Source organism: Brevundimonas sp., assembly GCF_036677305.1.
Lineage (GTDB): Bacteria > Pseudomonadota > Alphaproteobacteria > Caulobacterales > Caulobacteraceae > Brevundimonas.
Genome location: NZ_JAKFEB010000047.1, coordinates 1 through 20,015 on the forward strand (window position 1 = coordinate 1; position 20,015 = coordinate 20,015).

At 67.3% G+C, this 20,015-nt stretch carries 16 protein-coding genes; 13 read left to right on the plus strand and 3 right to left on the minus strand.

Annotation, left to right across the window (positions count from 1 at the left end; genetic code table 11):
* Window positions 1–1,306 (plus strand): TonB-dependent receptor plug domain-containing protein (locus V6M42_RS02815; RefSeq protein WP_332677002.1); only part of this gene is annotated, 1,306 nt, incomplete at its 5' end.
* A 90-nt stretch (window positions 1,307–1,396) separates the two neighbouring features.
* On the opposite strand, the gene iolG (V6M42_RS02820) is transcribed toward V6M42_RS02815, so the two are convergent.
* Window positions 1,397–2,374: an inositol 2-dehydrogenase gene (gene iolG, locus V6M42_RS02820; protein WP_332677004.1), complete on the minus strand. Its 978-nt coding sequence runs from the start codon at window positions 2,372–2,374 to the stop codon at window positions 1,397–1,399.
* Window positions 2,367–3,371: an inositol 2-dehydrogenase gene (gene iolG / locus V6M42_RS02825; RefSeq protein ID WP_332677006.1), complete on the minus strand. Its 1,005-nt coding sequence runs from the start codon at window positions 3,369–3,371 to the stop codon at window positions 2,367–2,369. The genes iolG (V6M42_RS02820) and iolG (V6M42_RS02825) overlap by 8 nt, the downstream gene beginning before the upstream one ends.
* A 150-nt stretch (window positions 3,372–3,521) precedes the next feature.
* On the opposite strand from iolG (V6M42_RS02825), the gene V6M42_RS02830 reads away from it, so the two are divergent.
* From V6M42_RS02830 to V6M42_RS02870, 9 genes are all read left to right on the plus strand, one after another.
* The gene (locus tag V6M42_RS02830) at window positions 3,522–4,415 is read left to right on the plus strand and encodes a MurR/RpiR family transcriptional regulator (RefSeq protein ID WP_332677009.1); all 894 of its coding nucleotides are present in this window, start codon (window positions 3,522–3,524) and stop codon (window positions 4,413–4,415) included.
* Between the two features lie 89 nt (window positions 4,416–4,504).
* Window positions 4,505–6,445: a bifunctional 5-dehydro-2-deoxygluconokinase/5-dehydro-2-deoxyphosphogluconate aldolase gene (locus tag V6M42_RS02835; RefSeq protein ID WP_332677011.1), complete on the plus strand. Its 1,941-nt coding sequence runs from the start codon at window positions 4,505–4,507 to the stop codon at window positions 6,443–6,445.
* A gap of 1 nt (window position 6,446) precedes the next feature.
* Window positions 6,447–8,285 carry a 3D-(3,5/4)-trihydroxycyclohexane-1,2-dione acylhydrolase (decyclizing) gene (gene iolD / locus V6M42_RS02840; RefSeq protein WP_332677013.1) on the plus strand — a complete coding sequence of 613 codons (1,839 nt, stop codon included), beginning with the start codon at window positions 6,447–6,449 and terminating at the stop codon, window positions 8,283–8,285.
* Window positions 8,282–9,172 (plus strand): myo-inosose-2 dehydratase, encoded by an 891-nt coding sequence (iolE, locus tag V6M42_RS02845; protein WP_332677015.1) that lies wholly within the window; start codon window positions 8,282–8,284, stop codon window positions 9,170–9,172. Before iolD ends, iolE begins: the two co-directional genes overlap by 4 nt.
* Window positions 9,172–9,981 carry a 5-deoxy-glucuronate isomerase gene (iolB, locus tag V6M42_RS02850; RefSeq protein ID WP_332677018.1) on the plus strand — a complete coding sequence of 270 codons (810 nt, stop codon included), beginning with the start codon at window positions 9,172–9,174 and terminating at the stop codon, window positions 9,979–9,981. The genes iolE and iolB overlap by 1 nt, the downstream gene beginning before the upstream one ends.
* Before the next feature lie 22 nt (window positions 9,982–10,003).
* Entirely contained in the window at window positions 10,004–11,509 is a 1,506-nt protein-coding gene (locus tag V6M42_RS02855; RefSeq protein ID WP_332677020.1) for a CoA-acylating methylmalonate-semialdehyde dehydrogenase, read from the plus strand.
* A gap of 98 nt (window positions 11,510–11,607) precedes the next feature.
* Window positions 11,608–12,954 carry an MFS transporter gene (locus V6M42_RS02860; RefSeq protein WP_332677022.1) on the plus strand — a complete coding sequence of 449 codons (1,347 nt, stop codon included), beginning with the start codon at window positions 11,608–11,610 and terminating at the stop codon, window positions 12,952–12,954.
* 24 nt (window positions 12,955–12,978) lie between these two features.
* Window positions 12,979–13,791 (plus strand): inositol monophosphatase family protein, encoded by an 813-nt coding sequence (locus V6M42_RS02865; RefSeq protein WP_332677025.1) that lies wholly within the window; start codon window positions 12,979–12,981, stop codon window positions 13,789–13,791.
* Window positions 13,788–15,263, plus strand: coding sequence for an alkaline phosphatase D family protein (locus V6M42_RS02870; RefSeq protein ID WP_332677027.1), 1,476 nt, complete (start codon window positions 13,788–13,790; stop codon window positions 15,261–15,263). Before V6M42_RS02865 ends, V6M42_RS02870 begins: the two co-directional genes overlap by 4 nt.
* Here the strand turns inward: V6M42_RS02870 and V6M42_RS02875 are convergent.
* On the minus strand, window positions 15,229–17,292 hold the full coding sequence (locus tag V6M42_RS02875) for a TonB-dependent receptor plug domain-containing protein (RefSeq protein WP_332677029.1): 2,064 nt from the start codon (window positions 17,290–17,292) through the stop codon (window positions 15,229–15,231). The genes V6M42_RS02870 and V6M42_RS02875 overlap by 35 nt on opposite strands.
* 104 nt (window positions 17,293–17,396) lie before the next feature.
* On the opposite strand from V6M42_RS02875, the gene V6M42_RS02880 reads away from it, so the two are divergent.
* From V6M42_RS02880 to V6M42_RS02890, 3 genes are read left to right on the plus strand one after another with little or no spacing between them, the layout of a single operon-like run.
* Window positions 17,397–17,732 carry a PepSY domain-containing protein gene (locus tag V6M42_RS02880; RefSeq protein ID WP_332677031.1) on the plus strand — a complete coding sequence of 112 codons (336 nt, stop codon included), beginning with the start codon at window positions 17,397–17,399 and terminating at the stop codon, window positions 17,730–17,732.
* The gene (locus tag V6M42_RS02885; RefSeq protein ID WP_332677033.1) at window positions 17,733–18,395 is read left to right on the plus strand and encodes a response regulator transcription factor; all 663 of its coding nucleotides are present in this window, start codon (window positions 17,733–17,735) and stop codon (window positions 18,393–18,395) included.
* Window positions 18,392–19,738 (plus strand): sensor histidine kinase, encoded by a 1,347-nt coding sequence (locus V6M42_RS02890; RefSeq protein WP_332677035.1) that lies wholly within the window; start codon window positions 18,392–18,394, stop codon window positions 19,736–19,738. Before V6M42_RS02885 ends, V6M42_RS02890 begins: the two co-directional genes overlap by 4 nt.
* Window positions 19,739–20,015: the final 277 nt, after the last annotated feature.

Genomic DNA, 20,015 nt, shown 5'->3' on the forward strand with positions numbered 1-20,015 from the left:
CGACAGCGTCGAGGAGAGCTTCGAGGAAACGCCTACTGATCTCGTGTCCCGCGAATCCATCGACGCCGATGATACGGAATGGACCGCTGACGCCGCGATCACCCGTCAAATGCCTGGTCTGGCCGCTTCACTCGGTATCGAAGAGGTCGAGGTGAAGGTCGGGGTCGCCGCCAAGTTGAAGGACCGGGAGTATGGCATCCTGATCGAGGAGGATCTGGCCGATCCGGACTTCACCGAGAATGACGGCCTGTTCCAGTACGAGGAAAACCGCCTCGACGCCTTCGCCCGTATCGAGTTCAAACTGAACCCGTCACTGACGCTGCAGGCCGGCCTTCGCGCCGAAAGCACCCGGACGGAGATCACCTTCCAGAACGACTTCTCGGAAGGCGGGGTGCTCGAAGACAGCGTTTCCGGCAGCGCCGAAAGCGACGAATTCATGCTCAACCCGTCGGCCCACCTGCAATGGGAAGTCACGGGCAACGATCAGCTTCGCTTCAGCGTGGCGCGCACGGTGCGGCGGCCGAGCATCGACCAGATGATCCCGTCGCTCTCGCTTGAATCGCCGGGCGACGAGGACGTGACGGTCGGCAATCCGGACCTGGCGTTCGAAACCTCGATCGGCTTCGACGTCGGCTACGAACGCCGTTTCGCGGGCCGGGGCATCTTCGGCGTCAACGTCTTCGCCCGTCAGATCTCGGACCTGATCGGTCTGGTCAACACAGGCGAGTCCATGACGACGGTCGGGATCGACCCGGCGGACTACCCCGGCGATCTCTACAGCTACCGCAACATCGGCGACGCGGATGTCTACGGGATCGAGTTCGACCTCTCGGCGCCGCTGAGCTTCATCGGTCTGGACGAGACGGGCGTGTTCGCCAACTACACCCGCCTGTGGTCCGAACGCGATGACCCGGCCGGCGGCGAAGCGATCTCGATCGATTATCAGCCGGACTATGTCTACAACTTCGGCGTCACCCAGAACATTCCCCAGTGGGACGCCAGCTTCGGCTTCAGCTATCAGAAGCAGGGTGAATCCCGGTTCGTGACCTTCGGTGAAATCGAGAGCCAGCTGTACGACGGCAACCTCGAAATCTTCCTCGAAAAGCGGCTGGGCGAGAGCGTCGTGCTGCGTCTGACGGGCACCAACCTGCTCGACGCAAACAGCCTGCAGGCCGAGGCCGGCTTCGACGGCGACAACGGCGCTGAAATCCTGGCCAATCAGGCGGCCTACGATGTCGATGCGTTCGAGGTCGAGCGCGAGGCGTCCTCGCCCAAGATCACCCTCACCCTCCGGGCGGTTTTCTAGACGCTCTCCTGGCGTCCTGAATCAACTGCGGCGGCTCCGATCGGAGCCGCCGCTTTTCTTTGTCTGGAATGCAGGGACCGGGTTGGCCGGCTAGAGGCGGACGACCCGTCCGCTCTTGACCGATTCCGCCGCCGCTTCGGCCAACGCCAGGGCGGCGACGCCATCGGCATAACCGACAGACGCCTTCGCGCCGTCGAGCATGTCGGCGAAGTGGGTCATCTCGCGGCGATAGGCCTCGGCGTAGCGCTCCAGGAAGAAGTTCTGGAAACGGTCCGGCGCCGCACCGGTCTCGGTCCAGACCTGCACGGTGCTTTCCAGCACATTGTCGGCCCGCACCATGCCGCCGGAGCCGTAGGCCTCGATCCGCTGATCGTAGCCGAACCCGGAGCGACGGCTGTTCGAGATGACGCACAGCTTGCCCGACGCCGTCTTGAGCACCGTCCGCGCCGTATCGACATCGCCCAGTTTGCCGATCTCGGGATCAACCAGGCAGCTGCCTGCGGCGTAGACCTCCACGGGCTCTTCGCCCAACAGCCAGCGGGCCATGTCGAAATCGTGGATAGCCATGTCCTTGAAGAGGCCGCCCGACACAGCGACGTAGGACGGCGGCGGAGGCGAGGGATCGTTGGACGTGATCTGCAGGGACTCCAGGCCGCCGACCTGGCCGCTGTCCAGACGCGCTTTCAGCGCCTGGAAATTGGGATCGAAACGACGATTGAAAGCCAGCAGCATGCGGGCGTCGGCGAGATCGGCCGCGCCGGACCGGGCGCGATCCAGATCCTGGTCAATGGGCTTCTCGCAGAAGATCGCCTTGCCGGCCCGGGCAGCGCGGATGCTGTAGTCCAGATGGGTGTCGGTCGAGCTGGCGATGATGACGCCGGCGATCGACGGGTCGTTCATGGCTTCATCGAGCGACAGGACCGGCGCGTTCCATTCCGCCGCGAGCGACGCGGCCGAATCCGCCATCGGATCGACAATCCCGGCCAGCGTCAGACGGTCATTCAGCGCCGCGTTGCGGGCATGTATGCGACCGATACGGCCCGCGCCAATGAGGGCGATCCTATGCATGGGACAGTTCTCCGAGTTTGACGACATCGCCCGTTCGGACGGACAGATCGCAGGCCTCGGCAAGCGCCAGCGCAGCCACGCCATCCGCGTAGCCGACCAGCGGATCGGCCCGGCCGTGGGCGACCTCGGCGAAGTGAGCCATTTCCGCGCGATAGGCTTCGCCGTAGCGCGACAGGAAACCGTTGTGTATCGGGGCGGCGGTTGCGCCCGCCTCGGTCAGGGTGTGGACGGTGTCGAGCGCAACATTGCCGGCTGTAATCATGCCTGAGGACCCGAAGGCCTCGATCCGCTGGTCGTAGCCATAACCGCTGCGACGGGTGTTGGATATGACGCACAGACGACCCGAGGTCGACTTCAGCACCGTGCGTGCGGTGTCGACGTCGCCCAGCCGACCGATCTCGGGATCCACCAGACAGCTGGCGGCGGCGTAGACCTCGGCGATCTCCTCACCCAGCAGCCAGCGGGCGAGGTCGAGGTCGTGGATGGTGAAGTCCTTGAACAGGCCGCCGCTGGTCGGAATAAACCCGGGAGGCGGGGAGGCGGGATCATGGTTGACCAGATGCAGGCTCTCCAGACGACCGACCGCGCCGGCGTCGACCCTGGCTTTCAGGGCGGCGAAATGCGGGTCGAAGCGACGGTTGAAGGCGAGCACCAGCCGGGCGTCGGCGAGTTGCGGCGCGGCGGCGACGACCTTGGCCAGGTCGAGGTCCAGCGGCTTTTCGCAGAAGACCGCCTTGCCCGCGGCGACCGCCGCGAGGGCGTGTTCAAGGTGCTGATCCGTAGAGCTGCAGATCAGCACGCCGCCGACCGACGAATCGGCGAGCGCCTCGTCGATCGTCGCAGTGGCGGCGCCGAAGGGCGCGCCGACGGCGGCCGCCGCCTCGGGCCGCGGATCGATCACATACTTCAGGCGAAGGCCCGGATGGCGGCCGGCGTTGGGCCCATGGATGGATCCCATCCGACCGGCGCCGATCAGCGCCACATCAATTCTGTCCATGGTCATCCCCGACGATTATCACCTTGCTCACAGCATGGAACCGATATTCTGTCTATAAATGAAATAGAATTTCCAGAAGTGCGGCGCGTGTTCCATTGAGCGGAGCGGGCGACCCCGCTAGGCTGCATGAAACGACCGGAACGACGCTAGATGGCAGAGCCTGTGACGCCCCCGACCACCGCCGAAGAACTGCGGAGCGCCATCCTCGACCGGTATGAGTCGCTGAGCAAACGGCTGAAGCAGATCGCACGGTACGTCCTGGACGAACCCAATGCCGTCGCTCTCGAAACCCTGGCGGTTCTGGCCGACCGCAGCGGCGTGCAGCCTTCGGCCATCGTCCGGTTCGCCAAGTCGTTCGGCTTCGACGGCGCCACCCAGATGCAGCGCCTGTTCCGTGACGGCCTGCTGTCGGGCAACGCCGCCCTCGCCTATGGCGAACGCGTCCGCCAGTTCAGCGAGACGGTCGACGGCAAGGCGGTGGGCGATCCCGGTCAGGTGCTGGCCGAGTTCATCGAAGGCAACACCCTGGCGCTGCAGAACCTGGGAGAGATCGTCAGCTCGGCGGACATGGCCGCCGCCGTGAAGATGATGGCCCAGGCCGACACCATCTACGTCGCCGGTTTCCGACGGTCCTTCCCGGTCGCCGCCTATATCGCCTATTCGCTGCATCAGGTGGACAAGAAGACGGTCTTTATCGACAGCCTCGGCGGCATGACCCGGCAGCAGATTCACGGCATCACGCCCAGGGATCTGCTGATCTCCGTCAGCTATCATCCCTATGCCGAGGAGGCGGTCCAGCTGATCGAGGCGGCGGTCGACCGCGACTGCAAGGTGCTGTCCATCAGCGACAGTCTGGTCAGCCCCGTCGCCAAGCCGGCCAGTCTGGTGCTGCAGGTGCGCGAGGCCGAAATCCGGAAATTCCGGTCGCTGTCCGCCTCCATGTGTCTGGCCCAGGCGTTGGTTATTTCGTTCGCCTTCTCGACGGCTCAGACCACCCGAAACCGCTCGTCGATGAAACCGTCGGGAAAACACCGATCGAAATGAAACAGACATTGCGGACGTTTCATCGTTAGAATATACGTTACATTATCTGGCGGCGACGGGCGGTCGGGGGTTGCGTGGAAGACGGCTCGATGGCGAGGTCAAAACATCGACTCGATCTGATCACCATCGGCCGTTCGTGCATCGACCTGTACGGCCAGCAGATCGGCGGGCGGCTCGAGGACATGGCCTCGTTCGCCAAATACATCGGCGGCAGCCCCACCAACACGGCCGTGGGCGCCGCACGGCTGGGCCTGAACGCCGGCCTGCTGACCCGGGTCGGAGCCGACCATTTCGGCCGGTTCATCAGCGAACAGCTTGAACGAGAGGGCGTCGTCACCGACGGGGTGATCACCGATCCCGACCGGCTCACCGCCCTGGTCTTTCTGGGCATCCGCGATCCGGACACCTTCCCCCTGATCTTCTACCGCGAGAACTGCGCCGACATGGCGCTGGACGTGGGAGACGTCGATCCGACCTTCATCCAGAGCGCGGCGGCCGTGTTGATCAACGGCACCCACCTGTCCCGGGATGCGGTGTTCGACGCCTCGATCAGGGCGTGCAACCTCGCCCGCGCAGGTGGGGGCCGGGTGGTGTTCGACATCGACTACCGGCCGGTGCTGTGGGGACTGACGGGGCGGGACCGGGGCGAGAACCGCTTCGTCGCCGACGCGGCCGTCACCGCGCGACTCCAGCAGGTGCTGCCTCTGTGCGATCTCATCGTCGGCACCGAGGAGGAGGTTCACATCCTTGGCGGAACGACCGACACCATCGCGGCCCTGCGCGAAATACGGAAACAGACCGACGCCCTGCTGGTGTGCAAGCGCGGCCCCCAGGGATGCTCGGCCTTCCCGGGTGCGATTCCTGACAGCCTCGACGACGGCGTGGTCGGCCGGGGCTTCCCGGTCGAGGTCTTCAACGTGCTCGGCGCGGGCGACGCCTTCATGGCCGGCTTCCTGCGCGGCTGGCTGCGCGGCGAGCCGCTGGCGACCTGCTGCGAGTACGCCAACGCGTGCGGCGCGATCGTCGTCTCGCGGCACGGCTGCGCGCCCGCCATGGCGACCTGGGAGGAGCTTCAGAGCTTCCTGGGCGAGCGCCGCCGGCCGTTCCGCCTGCGCGACGATGTCGAGCTGGAGCATATCCACCGCACCTCGACCCGGACGCGCGACTATGACGAGCTGACGGTCCTGGCGATGGATCACCGGTCCCAGTTCGAGGAACTGTGCGAGCGCATCGGCGCGGATCCTGAACGGATCGCGGTGTTCAAGACGCTGGCGCTCAAGGCGGTCGACCGGCTGGCCGGCGGCGATCCCCGGTTCGGCGTCCTGCTGGACGGCCGCTTCGGCATGCGCGGCCTGGAGGATGCGGCGGACCATCCGTACTGGATCGGCCGTCCGATCGAACTGCCGGGGTCGTGTCCGCTGGTGTTCGAGAGCTCGGCCGACGTCGCGACCGAGCTGGCGACATGGCCGCCGAACCACGTGGTCAAATGCCTGGCCTTCTATCATCCGGACGATCCCGTTGATCTTCGCGAGCGGCAGGAGCGGCAATTGCTGCGGCTTCAGGACGCCTGTCTGAAGACCGGGCACGAACTGCTGGTCGAGATCATCGCATCCAAGAACGGACCGGTGGATTCGCAGACGGTTTCGCGCGCGATCCAGCGGCTCTACGATCTCGGCATGAAGCCCGACTGGTGGAAGCTGGAACCGACCGACGACGCCGCAGCCTGGGCCAATGTCGATCGGGTGATCCCGGAGAACGATCCGCGCTGCCGCGGCGTTCTCCTGCTGGGCCTGTCTGCGCCCGAGGACGAACTGATCGCCTCGTTTGCGGCGGCGGCTTCGGCGCCCATCGTCAAGGGATTTGCGGTGGGCCGGACCATCTTCGCCGACGCTGCGGAGAAGTGGCTCACGGGCCAGATGGACGACGAGGCTGCGATCCAGGACCTGTCGGCCCGGTTCGCGGTGCTGGTCGACGCCTGGCGCGCCGCCAAGGCGCAGGCGCCGTCGGCGACTGTTCGCGAGGCAGGGTAACGTGACGACCATTCGCCTGACCGCCGCCCAGGCCGCCGTTCGCTGGCTGGCCGCGCAGGATGTCGTCGTCGACGGCCAACCCGTTCCCTATTTCGCAGGCTGCTGGGCCATCTTCGGTCATGGCAATGTGGCGGGGCTGGGCGAGGCGCTTAACGCCCACCGCGACGTCCTGCCCACCTGGCGGGCGCACAATGAACAGGGCATGGCGCACGCCGCCATCGCCTACGCCAAACAGATGCGCCGCCAGCGGGCCATGATCTGCACGACGTCGATCGGCCCGGGCGCGACCAATATGGTCACCGCCGCCGCCCTGGCGCACGTCAACCGGTTGCCCGTCCTGTTTTTGCCCGGGGACGTCTACGCCAGCCGCAGACCGGATCCGGTCCTGCAACAGATCGAGGATTTCGGCGACGGCACGGTCTCGGCCAATGACTGTTTCCGGCCCGTATCTCGCTATTTCGATCGCATCACCCGGCCGGAGCAGATCCTCGACGCCCTGCCTCGCGCGCTGGCGACGATGATGGACCCCGCGACCTGCGGCCCGGTCACCCTGGCCTTCTGTCAGGACGTGCAGGCCGAAGCCTTCGACTATCCCGCCGCCTTCTTCGACCGGCGACTGTGGCGTCAACGGCGCCAGCCGGCGGACAGCGGCGAACTGGCCGCCCTGGTCGAGGCGCTCAAGGGAGCGAAACGGCCGCTGATCATCGCGGGCGGCGGCGTGCTCTACAGCCGGGCCGAGACCGCGCTGGCCGCACTTGCCGAAGCCGCGGGCATTCCTGTTGCGGAAACCCAGGCAGGGAAGGGCGTCTTGCCCTGGAATCACCCAGCGTCCCTCGGATCCATCGGGGTGACAGGTTCGTCCGCAGCCAATGCCGCGGCCGAGGCGGCGGACGTCATCGTCGCCGTCGGCACGCGGCTGCAGGACTTCACCACCGGCTCGCGCAGCCTGTTCCCGGATCGACGTCTGTTCCAGGTCAATATCCAGCCCTTCGACGCCCACAAGCACAGCGCCGAAGCGGTCGTCGGCGACGCCAGGACGGTGATTTCGGCGCTCTCCGAAGCGCTGGCCGGCTGGCGCGCGCCGAACGATCCCGGACAGGCCGCGGCCCTTGCGACGTGGAGCGCAGCGGTTGAGGCCGCGACGGCGGGCGACCCTGCCCAGACCCTGCCCAGCGACGCCCAGGTCATCGGCGCCGTCCAGCGGGCCATGGACGACGACGCCGTCGTCGTCTGCGCCGCCGGCGGCCTGCCGGGCGAATTGCACAAGCTGTGGCGGACCGCTCGGCCGGGCGGCTACCACGTCGAATATGGTTTCTCCTGCATGGGCTATGAGATCGCCGGCGGTCTCGGCGTGCGCATGGCCGAACCGGACCGCGACGTCGTGGTCATGGTCGGCGACGGTTCGTACCTGATGCTCAATTCCGAGCTGGCCACCTCGGTGATGATGGGCCGCAAGCTCATCGTCGTGGTGCTCGACAACCGCGGATTCGGCTGCATCAACCGCTTGCAGCAGGCGACCGGCAGTCCCGGTTTCAACAACCTGCTGGCGGACAGCGCGCACGAGACCCTGCCCGCCATCGATTTTGCGGCCCACGCCCGCAGCCTGGGCGCCCTGTCCGAACAGGTCGCGACCCTCGGCGAACTTGAGGCCGCGTTGGGCCGCGCCCGGGCCGCAGACCGCACTTATGTTGTCGCCATCGACACCGACCCCCTGAAAACCACCGAGGCCGGCGGCTGGTGGTGGGACGTGGCGGTGCCCGAAGTGTCGGACCGACCGCAGGTGAACGCCGCCCGCAAGGATTACGAGGATCGCATCCGTATGAAGAGAGACCTGTCATGACCATCCGCTGGGGCGTCAGCCCGATCGCCTGGGCCAATGACGACATGCCCGAACTGGGCGGAGACACGCCGCTGGAGTCGATCCTCTCGGACATCCGCGACGTCGGTTTCGAGGGCGTCGAACTGGGTGGCAAATTCCCGCGCGATCCGGCGGCGCTGAAGCCGCTGCTGGAGGGCTATGGCCTCGACCTGATCGGCGGCTGGTACTCGGGGTCCCTGCTGGCGCAGGACGCAGACGCCGAGATCGCGGCGCTGCAGCCGCATCTGGCGCTGCTGAAGGCGATGGGTTCGACCGTCTTCGTCTTCGCCGAGACCTCCAACGCCGTACACGGCGACCGGGCCACGCCCCTGACGGGGACGCCGCGCATGGCGGACGGCGGCTGGAAGCAGTTCGGAGCACGGCTGACGGAGGTGGCGGACTACATCAACGGTCACGGCCTGAAGTTCGCCTATCACCACCACCTCGGCACCGTCGTGGAGACGGCCGGGGATGTCGACGCCTTCATCGCCAACACCGGGCCGTCGGTCGGGCTTACGCTGGACACGGGTCACGCGGCCCTCGGCGGGGTGAACTCCCTGGCCATCATCCGCGACCATCCCGAACGGGTGGTCCACGTCCACTGCAAGGACGTGCGGTGGCAGACCTTCAGCGAGGCGCGGTCGGGCGGCTCCAGTTTCCTCGACGGGGTGCTGGCCGGGATGTTCACCGTCCCCGGCGACGGCGGCATCGACTACGCGGAGGTGATGTCGGCGCTGAAGGCGATGGACTACTCCGGCTGGATCGTAATCGAGGCCGAACAGGACCCGTCCGTCGCCGAACCGAAGGCCTACGCCGACCTCGGTCTGAGGACCCTCAAGATGCGTGCGGCCGAGGCGGGCCTGGGCTGATGGCAAACCTGCGCGTCCGGCCCCATGCGCCCGCCGCCGACGGCACGGTGCTGAATGTGACGCCGGACAGCGCAGGCTGGGAGCATGTCGGCTTCCGCGTCGTGCGGCTTTCGAACGGCCAGACCTTCGAGGGCGGCGACGCCGGCCGCGAGGCCTGCCTCGTGATCGTCGCCGGAACGGCGGATGTCGTGGCGGGCGAGCTGAGACTGAACGGGCTCGGCGGGCGGCGGACCCCGTTCGAGGATCGAGCGCCGGGGGCGGTCTATGTTCCCGCGGGCGTCGGCTATGCCGTGACCGCCCAGGACGCAGTCGAGCTGGCTGTCTGCACCGCGCCGGGCGTCGGCCAGGGGGAGCCGCGGTTGATCGACGCTGCGCGGATGACCCGTGAGGTGCGCGGGACCGGGACCAACACCCGCTACGTCCGCAACATCCTGCCCGAGACCGAGGCGGCCGAGGGCTTGCTGGTGGTCGAGGTGATCACCCCCGGCGGCCACTGGTCCAGCTATCCGCCGCACAAGCACGACACCGCCTCGCCCTCGGAAGAGACCGCGCTGGAGGAGACCTACTACCACCGCATCGACCCGCCGCAGGGCTTCGCCGTGCAGCGCGTCTACACCGACGACCGCAGCCTGGACGAGACCGTCAGCGTCGAGAACGGCGACGTCGTCATGGTGCCCCGCGGCTACCACCCGGTCGGCGCTCCGCACGGTTACGACGTCTATTATCTGAACGTGATGGCCGGGCCGAAACGCGCTTGGATCTTCCGAAACGACCCGACCCACGACTGGATCGTGAAGCCAAAGAACTGACCGCCCTCCCCAGGACTCTCCCATGCGCAGCATCGACCATTTCATCGGCGGCCGTCCGGTCGCCGGGACCTCCGGCCAGTTCGGCGACGTCTTCGATCCCAACACCGGGGCCGTTCAGGCCCGGGTCCAGATGGCCACGACCGCCGAGCTGGACAGCGCCATCGCCAATGCCGTCGAGGCGCAGAAGGGCTGGGCGGCGACCAATCCACAGCGCCGCGCCCGGGTCATGTTCGAATTCAAACGCCTGCTGGAAGTCCACATGGACGAACTGGCGCACATGCTGTCCGCCGAGCACGGCAAGGTCATCGCCGACTCCAGGGGCGACATCATGCGCGGGCTGGAGGTGATCGAGTTCGCGTGCGGCATCCCGCACTTGCTGAAGGGCGAATACACCCAGGGCGCCGGTCCGGGCATCGACGTCTGGTCGGCGCGTCAGCCGCTGGGCGTGGTGGCGGGCATCACCCCGTTCAACTTCCCGGCCATGATCCCGATGTGGATGTTCGGCCCCGCCATCGCCTGCGGCAACGCCTTCATCCTCAAGCCCTCCGAGCGCGATCCGTCCGTGCCCGTGCGCCTCGCCGAACTGATGCTGGAGGCCGGCGCCCCGGCGGGCGTGCTCAACGTGGTCCAAGGCGGCAAGGAGATTGTCGAGGCGATCCTGCGCCACCCCTCGATCAAGGCGGTCAGCTTCGTCGGATCCTCCGACATCGCCCAGTCGGTCTATGCGCTCGGGGCGCTGCACGGGAAGCGCGTCCAGGCCATGGGCGGCGCCAAGAACCACGGCATCGTCCTGCCCGACGCCGATATGGACCAGACCGTCGCCGATCTCATGGGGGCCGCCTACGGTTCGGCCGGAGAGCGCTGCATGGCCCTGCCCGTCGTCGTTCCGGTCGGCCAAGGCACGGCGGAGCGGCTGCGCGAGGCCCTGCTGCCCGCCATCGAAAGCCTGCGGGTCGGCGTCTCCACCGACGCCGACGCCCACTACGGCCCGGTGATCTCGGCCGCCCACAAGGCGAAAATCGAGGGCTATATCCAGATGGGCGTCGATGAGGGCGCCGAACTGGTCGTGGACGGCCGCGGCTTCTCGCTGCAGGGGCATGAGGACGGATTCTTCCTCGCCCCCACCCTGTTCGACCGGGTCACGCCGGAGATGCGCACCTATCAGGAAGAGATCTTCGGTCCGGTGCTGCAGATCGTGCGCGCCGCCACCTTCGAGGAGGCCCTGTCCCTGCCGTCGAAGCACCAGTACGGCAACGGCGTCAGCATCTTCACCCGCGACGGCGACGCGGCGCGGACCTTCGCCGACCAGGTCGAGGTGGGCATGGTGGGGATCAACGTGCCGATCCCCGTGCCGGTCGCCTACCACTCGTTTGGCGGATGGAAGCGCTCCGGCTTCGGAGACCTGAATCAGTACGGTCTGGACGGCGTGCGTTTCTACACCCGCACCAAGACCGTGACCCAGCGCTGGCCGCGCAGGGACGGAAGCGGCGTCAGCGATCAGAGTTTTGTAATTCCAACCATGCGATAGATTGGAATTCTTCTTCCATTTCTGCGACGGCTGAAATAGGCTGATCCTCAACGAGGTCGCCGCATGACGCCGGCCCGCCACCCTGGGAGGGCTATCGCATGTCGCGTGGATTGCTGGGCTTCTTCGCCACCGGACCCGACCTGCCCGAGATGGCGGACAAGGGCCTGATCGACACCCTGTACCGGCGTAACCGGTTCCGCGTGATGCTGGCGATCACCCTGGGCTATGGCCTGATCTACATCTGCCGTCTGGCGCTGGGCGTGGTGAAGAAGCCGCTCATCGATCAGGGCGTCTTCACCCCGTCCGAACTGGGGATGATCGGCTCCGCGCTGTTCTGGACCTACGCCCTGGGCAAGCTGACCAACGGCTTCTTCGCCGACCACGCCAACATGCGGAAATTCCTGACCGCCTCCTTCCTGCTGTCCGGCCTGTGCTGCATCGCCATGGGCTCGGTGAACATGCTGTGGGCGGCGGTCGTGATCTGGGGCCTGAACGGCTGGTTCCAGAGCTTCGGCGCCCCCGGTGGCGTGGTGGCCATGACCGCCTGGTATTCCAACCGCGAGCGCGGCCGGATGTACGGCATCTGGAGCACGGCCCACTCCATCGGCGAGGGCGCGACCTTCCTGGTGGTCGGGGCTGTCGTGACATGGATCGGCTGGCGCGCCGGCTTCTGGATTCCGGGCCTGATCGGCATCGCCGTCGCCCTGTGCACCTGGATGCTGATGCAGGACCGGCCGCGGACGATGGGCCTTCCGACTGTCGCCGACTGGCGCAATGACCATTACACCGGCCCGGTGCGGGTCGAGCCGTCCACGGTTCTCCGCACCCAGCTGTCGATTCTCAAACTGCCGGAGATCTGGATCCTGGCCGTGTCCAGCGCCCTGATCTACGTCACCCGCTACGCCATCAACTCCTGGGGGATCCTGTACCTGCAGGAGTCTCGCGGCATGGACCTGCCGACCGCGGCCAGCCTGCTGTTCATCAGCACGATCGCGGGGATCGGCGGCGCCATCGGCTACGGCTACCTGTCCGACAAGGTGTTCGGCTCCCGGCGCCCGCCCGCCAACCTGCTGTTCGCCCTGTGCGAACTCGCCGGCCTGCTGCTGTTCTTCTTCGGCCCCAACAACATGGTGTCGCTGACGATTTCCATGGTGCTGTTCGGGATCGGCCTGACCGGTCTGGTGACGTCGCTGGGCGGTCTGTTCGCGGTCGACGTCGCGCCCAAGCGCGTCGCCGGGGCGGCCATGGGGGTGATCGGCGTGTTCAGCTACATCGGCGCCGCCATCCAGGAAAACGTCTCCGGCTTCCTGATCGAGGCCAATATGACGACCGTGGGCGAGGACAAGATCTATGACTTCGGCCCGGTTATCTGGGTCTGGGTCGGGGCGTCCGTCCTGTCGATGATCCTCGCCGCCAGCCTGTGGCGGACCCGCCTCAGGGACTAGATTTCGTAACCCGGGATACCCGCCTTGCTTGATCCATCCGACGACCTGAAGGCCATGATCGAGGCGGCGAAAGCCGCGGGTGAGGGGCTTGAGAAGCGGTTCGCCCAACTGTCCGAACTGACGGTCCGATCCAAGACCGGACCGGCCGACATGGTGTCGATCGCCGATGAGGAGGCCGAGCAGACCACCCGCGGCATTCTGGGGCGCGCGCGGCCGAGCTACGCCTTCCTTGGCGAGGAGGGCGGAGCCGGCGGCGGACCCGACGAGGGCCAGCAGTGGATCGTGGATCCTCTCGACGGCACCACCAACTTCCTGTTCGCCTGCCCGCTGTGGGGCGTGAACGTCGCCCTGGCCCGTGAGGGCAAGGTCGTCGCCGGCGTCACCTACATCCCCGTGCTGAACGAGCTCTATGTCGCCGAGACCGGCAAGGGCTGCTGGCTGAACGGACAGCAGATTCGCGTTTCCCGGCGCGCGGCGTTGATCGAGACCGTCCTGGCCTGCGGCATCCCCTTCGCCGGCAAGCCGGACCATTCGGTGTTCGCCCGCGAAATGGCTCTGCTGAGCAGCGAGGTGGCCGGCATTCGCCGCACCGGCGCCTGCGCCGTGGACATGGCCTGGGTCGCGGCGGGTCGATGGGACGCCTACTGGGAGCGCTGCCTGAACGCCTGGGACATGGGTCCCGGCATCATCCTCGTAGAGGAAGCCGGCGGGCTCGCGACGTCTGTCGACGGGTCTCCGCTGGACCTGCATGCAGGGAATGTCTGCGTTTCGAACGGAGGGGTGCACGACGCCCTGATCCGTCAGCTGAACGCCGCGTGTGATGGAGCAGTCGCATGAACCTTCGCCTTACACCCGCACGTCGGCACTTCCTCGGCGGCTCGGCGCTGGCCGCCTTTCTGGCCGCGGCGCCGCGCGCCATCGCCCAGGTCTTCGGCTATCCGCGCGCGCTGCAGGGACCGATGGTCGGAGCGCCTGGACCGAACCATTTCACCGTGTGGGTCCGGGCCTCCGGCACCTTTCCGGTCAAACTCGAGTATTCGACCAGCCGCGACTTCGACGTGGCGCTGGACGGCCCGACCTTGACCGCGCGCGCCGAGGACGACTGCTGCCTGGTGTTCCGTGTCGAGGGCGTGCAGCCCGACACAGACTACTGGTACCGGTTGGTCTATGCGGGAGAGGGAGACCGCCATCAGCCCTTCGCCTACCGGACGCGAACCGCTCCTGCCGGGCCGGCGGATTTCCGCATCGCCTTCGGCTCCTGCTGCCGGATCCAGTACGACGCCGAACAGCCGATCTGGAACGTCGTGCGTGATCTCGATCCGGACATGTTCTTCTGGCTGGGGGACAACATCTACGGCGACAGCGACGAGCCGGCGGCCCTGGCCGACCTCTATGGCCGCGGCCGGGTCGTCGAACGACTCGCCCCCTTACTCCGGTCCAGGCCGCAACTGGCGATCTGGGATGACCACGACTTCGGCTACAACAACTCCGACGGCCGCAGTCCCTACAAGGCCAGCGCCCTGAAGGTGTTCCGGAACTTCTGGGCCAACCCCTCCTACGGCGAGGAGGGCAACCCGGGCGTCTATTTCCGGCAGTCGTACGGCGGCGTGGACTTCTTCTTCCTCGACGGCCGCTACCATCGCGATCCGATCGACACCGTCGACAACGCCCGAAAGACCATTCTCGGCGCGCGACAGAAGGCCTGGCTCAAGCGCGAACTCGCCGCATCGGCGGCCCCCTTCAAGGTGCTGGTCTCGGGCGGCGGCTTCTCGGCGGCCGAGAACGAGGAGGGCGGCGACAGCTGGGGCGTCTTCCTGACCGAGCGGAACGAGATCTTCGACTTCATCCGCGACCGGAACATCGGCGGCGTGCTGTGCATCTCGGGCGACAGCCACATGGGCGAGTTGAATTGCATCCCGCGATCCGAGAGCGGCGGCTACGACATCTACGACTTCTGCTCGTCGCCGCTGGCGCAGATGCCGGCGAACAAGAACACGCGCCAGACGCCGGAAGTCCGCATCCGCGACACCTGGGTCCGCAGCGTCAATGTCGGACTGCTCAAGTTCGACATGACGGGCTCGACGCCGACCGTGACCCTTACGCTGCACGATGTGCTGGGCGACGCCGTGTGGGATCCGCTGGTGCTCACGCCGGCTGATCTGACCAACGGCGTGAAGACGTGGGACGCCAAGGCCGATCCGCTGGAGCTGGAACGGCTGGCCCGCTTCAAGCGCGGAGGCGGCTACTACGGCTACGACCCGGCGCCGGGCTGGCCTAACCGCCCGTACTACGACGGAGCGTCAGACTGACGAAGCCGGGGGTCTCGCGGTCGCGGCGTTCGATCTCCTCGATCGGCCGGGTCGAACGCGGGCCGTCGTATTTCTCGCGGGTTTCGTGGAAGCCGCGACCGAACAGGTCGGTCGCCTCGGCGCGCAGACGCCAACGGTCGCCGATCCGCCGCTCGACGCTCAGCGTCCAGCCCATGCCTTCGGACTCGCGCGTGATTTCGTCGAAACGATATTCGACCGAGCGTTCCGCGATGTGCTCGATGTCGAGGCCCCAGGTGAGTCCGAGCGCGGGGATATCCTGCGTCACGCCGATCGAACCTTCGACCGGGTTCTCGTCGGAGATGCCGCGCCGCTCTCCCGTAACCGGGTCGGTCACCTCGCTGGTCCGCCACAACACCGACGTGCGCAGCTGTCCCCCGGGCAGGCCCAGACGATCCAGCGACGAAACCAGATCCAGCGCCAGCGTATCGCGACGGCCCGATCCGATATTGCCCGGCGCGTCGAACACGTCGTCGGGCGTGACCACAAGGATGCGATCGACGACATCCTCGATCTCGTCATGGGTCCAGGTCGCCGTAATCGACCCATCCGCGCCGAGCCGATGCTCCCAGCCGGCCGTCAGCCGCCAGGACTTGTCAGGCTCCAGCGCGGCGTTCCCGGCGGTCACGACGTCCCGGTTCAGCGAGGCGGACGCGACGAAGTCGTTGAAATCCAGCTGCCCGACCTCTCGGGCCAATGACAGTCGCAGCCGGTCATCTGGACCGGCATCCCAGGTGGCGACGACCCGGGGCTTGGCGTAGACGAAACTGCGTTCAAGCGGACTGTCGCCGGTCTGGGCGATGGCCGAGGCCTCGACCCGCAGACCGCCCTCGACCCGCCAGCCGCCGGCCAGCTTCCAGATCGCGCCGACGGAGGCTTCGCCGCGCCGTTCCTCGATCCGCACGTCCGAGCCGGGCAGGTCGACGGGCAAGCCATTCTCCTCCAGCCGCGCCCGGCTTTCGAGGAAGTTGAAGGCGCCCTCCAGCCCTGCCGTGAACGCGAGTGTCTCTGACTGCTCGCGGCCCAGTTCGATCCGGGCGATGGTTTCGCCGGTGTCTGTCAGCTCGGAGAAGGTGTCGCTGTCGGTTCCCGCCTGCTCCCGTTCCACGGCGTCCAGCCGTCCCAGTTGCTGGGTCAGCATGACCTCCAGGGAGTGGCGATCACCCAGCGATCGGGCGAACCGGACGCCGACCTCGGCTTCGGCGTAGTCCTCGTCCTCGACCACGATCTCATCATCAGCGCCGGAGGTGCTGTCGGTGATCATGGTGTCGCCCTCGACCTTTTCGGAGCGGATCGCGGCAGATGTGATCAACTGGCCGCCGCCGAGCGGATGCCGGAAGGCGGCCGCGGCTTCGATTTCCCGCTGCGTTACGAAGGTATCCAGCGCACTCGCCTCAACGAGGATCCCATCGGCCGTCGTCTCGACGATCCGGCCGGCGCCGCTATCGTCGTCCAGCTCCGGCTCGGCCCGGAACGACAGCTCCAAAGCCGTTTCGCCCCAACGTCGCGCGTACTCCGCCTTGAGTCCCGGCTGGATCCACCCGTCGGTGGAAACCAGCACGCCGGCCTCAATCGCCCAGTCCGGCGCAGCAGAGCGACGCCGCACGACATTGGCCAACACCGGATAGCCCGCCATGTCGACGCCGTTCCCGCCGCTGCGGATCAGTTCGATGCGCTCGACCCCGGCCGCCGGAATGCGCGACAGCAGGTCGCCGATGTCGTTCCGCTTGCTGGCCGGGCGGACGCCGTCGATCAGAACATTGCCCAGCGCGCCGGAATAGCCCCGAACGTCGGCGTCCGCCTCGATGATGGTGAAACCGGGAAGGCGTTGCAGCATGTCGTGCGCCGTGGCCGGGGCGGTGTCGGCGAAGGCCTCGGGGCCATACGCGGTGGTTCCCGGTTCCGCCGTCTGCGCCGAGGCGGTCTGGCCCGCCAGGCTCAAACCAATGGCCAGCCCCGTTGCGAGACTCCAGGCGATCCCCTGCCGCCGAACCCGTTTGCCGATAGGCATGCTTCAGTCCCCACTGTACGCAGCCGTTGTGCCCGTCTGGGCCTGACAAACAGCCGCGCTCGACCGTCAGCGAAATGTCAGCGAACACGCCGCAAGGTGAGGCCATGACCCGATCAAACCTTGTGATCAGCCTGGCTGTTCTCGCACTCTCGGCGACCGTGGCCGGAACGCCCGCGATAGCCGGCCCCGTGTCCGCCGCGTCGGACGACGACGACCACGTTGCAGCGCGCGAGGCCTTGCGGCGGGGCGAAATCCTGCCCCTGGCCCGCATCCTCGCCGTCGTCGCCCGTCACGTGCCGGGGGACGTCATCGACGTCGAACTGGAGCGGAAAGACGGTCTGTGGCGGTATGAGGTGAAGGTTCTGACCTCGACGGGCCGTGTCCGGGAGGTCAAGCTGAACGCCCGAGACGGTTCGGTGCTGGAGATCGAGGACGACTGAATGCGCTGCCTCGTCGTCGAGGACGATCCGGACATCCAGGCCGACCTCAAGCGTTCGCTGGAGGCGGCCGGATTCAGCGTCGACATCGCCTCGGACGGCGACGCCGCCTGGTATGCCGGAGACGTGGAGGACTATGCGGCCGTCGTGCTGGACCTCGGCCTGCCGCGACTTGACGGCCTGTCGGTGCTGCGCCGATGGCGGGCCGCGGGCCGGACCTTTCCGGTCCTGATCGTCTCGGCCCGATCCGACTGGACCGAGAAGGTCGAGGGCATAGAAGCGGGCGCCGACGATTACCTGGCCAAGCCGTTCGAGATGGGCGAGCTGGTCGCCCGGCTGCGCGGCCTGCTCCGGCGCGGCGCGGGCCGGACCTCCAGCGTGGTGACTGTCGGCAAGCTGCGGCTCGATACGACCCGGATGGCGGCCTCCTTCGACGGCGCGCCCGCGCGGCTCTCGCCACTGGAGTTTCGCCTGCTGGACTTGCTGGCTCATCAGCCCGGCCGGGCTGTCTCTTCCGGCGAGATCGCCGATCACCTCTATGGGACCGCCGAGAGCGGCGACGCCAACGCCATCGAGGCGATCGTGGCGCGGCTGCGAAAGAAGTTCGGCGCGGGCGTGATCACGACCCGGCGCGGGTTCGGCTATTTGCTGGATGCGCCGTCGTGATCACCCGTTCCCTGCGCGTCCGCCTGCTGCTCGCCGCCGGAGCAGCAACCCTGGTGGCGCTGGTGGTGGCCTGGCTGTTCATGAGCCTGCTGTTCGAACGCCATCTCGAACGGCGAATGACGCAGGAACTGACTCGGGACGCCTGGCGCCTTGTCGCGGCGGTGGTCGCCGATCCGACGGGCGGGATCACCCTGACCGATCCCCTCAGCGATCCGCGGCTGCAGACCCCGGCCGGCGGCTTCTACTGGCAGGTCGCGGCTGACGGGCGGACCTGGCGATCGCGCTCGCTCTGGGACGAAGCCCTGCCATCACCGCCAGCAGAACCTTCCACGGCGGATTGGGAACTACGCCGCGCGAACGGACCATTCGGCCAGGAGGTCTTTCTGCTGGAACGGATGATCCGCCCGGATGCGAGCGGGCCTGACGTCGTCGTCCAGCTGGGTGTGGATGCGTCGGATGTCGCCTCCGCCCAGGCGGAGTTCCGCCGCGAGCTTGCGCTCTTCCTGGCTGCTCTATGGCTGTTCCTGCTCGCGGCCGCGTGGATACAGGTCCATCTCGGGCTCCAGCCCCTGGCGGGCATCAGGTCGCAGCTCGCCGCCTTGCGCTCCAGTTCTTCGGCCCGTCTGGTCCTGCCGTGGCTGGACGAGGTGAAACCCCTCGCCGAAGCGATCAACGACCTCGCCGAAGCTCGCGACACCGACCTGACGCGGGCGCGATCCCGGGCCTCGGATCTGGCGCACGGGCTGAAGACCCCGCTCGCCGCCCTGAACGCCCAGGCGCGCCGTGTGCGTGACGCGGGTCAGCCCGGGATCGCCGATGGCCTGGAGCGCGCGATCGCCGCCCTGATCGCCACGACCGAGGCCGAGCTGGCTCGCAGCCGCGTCGCGGCGACCGGACAGGATGGTCGAAGCGGCGTCCGCGATATCGTCGACCGTCTGGTCAGCGTGCTGGAGCAGACGGACCGCGGCGACCTGGTGGCCTTCACCAATTCGGTTCCGGAGGCGGTCGAGGCGCCGCTCAACGCCGACGATCTCACCGAACTGCTGGGCCCGCTGCTGGAGAACGCGACACGATTCGCCCACCGGCAGGTCGTGGTGAGCGCCCGGCGCGCCCCCGACCGACTTTCGGTGCTGATCGAGGACGACGGCCCGGGGATTCCTCCCGACCTCGCCCTGGACCCCGCCGCGCGAGGCGTCAGACTGGATGAGACGGCGCACGGCCACGGTCTAGGCCTCTCGATCGCCAAGGCGCTGGCTGAAGCCTCCGGTGGAGGCCTTGCGCTGTCTCCATCTTCCCTGGGCGGTCTTTGTGTCGAGGTTCGTTGGTCAGACCTGCAGGAGTGAGTGAAGAGAGCTTTGGCGGGCGTCCCCCAAAAGGGACTCGTGAGTTCAGCTATGAGGCATGTGCCGCCGCTGACACACCTGTCATCGTCGTTGATACTTCATCCGACACAGGCGGCCAGTGTCGCTCACACCGGGTCCGACACCGAGGGTCGCCCATGTTGACACCCGCGCGGTGGAATTGCCCATAGGTCCGTCCGGCGAGGACTCTCGCCCAAGTGTGGAAATGATCAGCAACGAGCGGAATCCAGGCTTGGGTTCGCGCGGCGACATGCGCCCT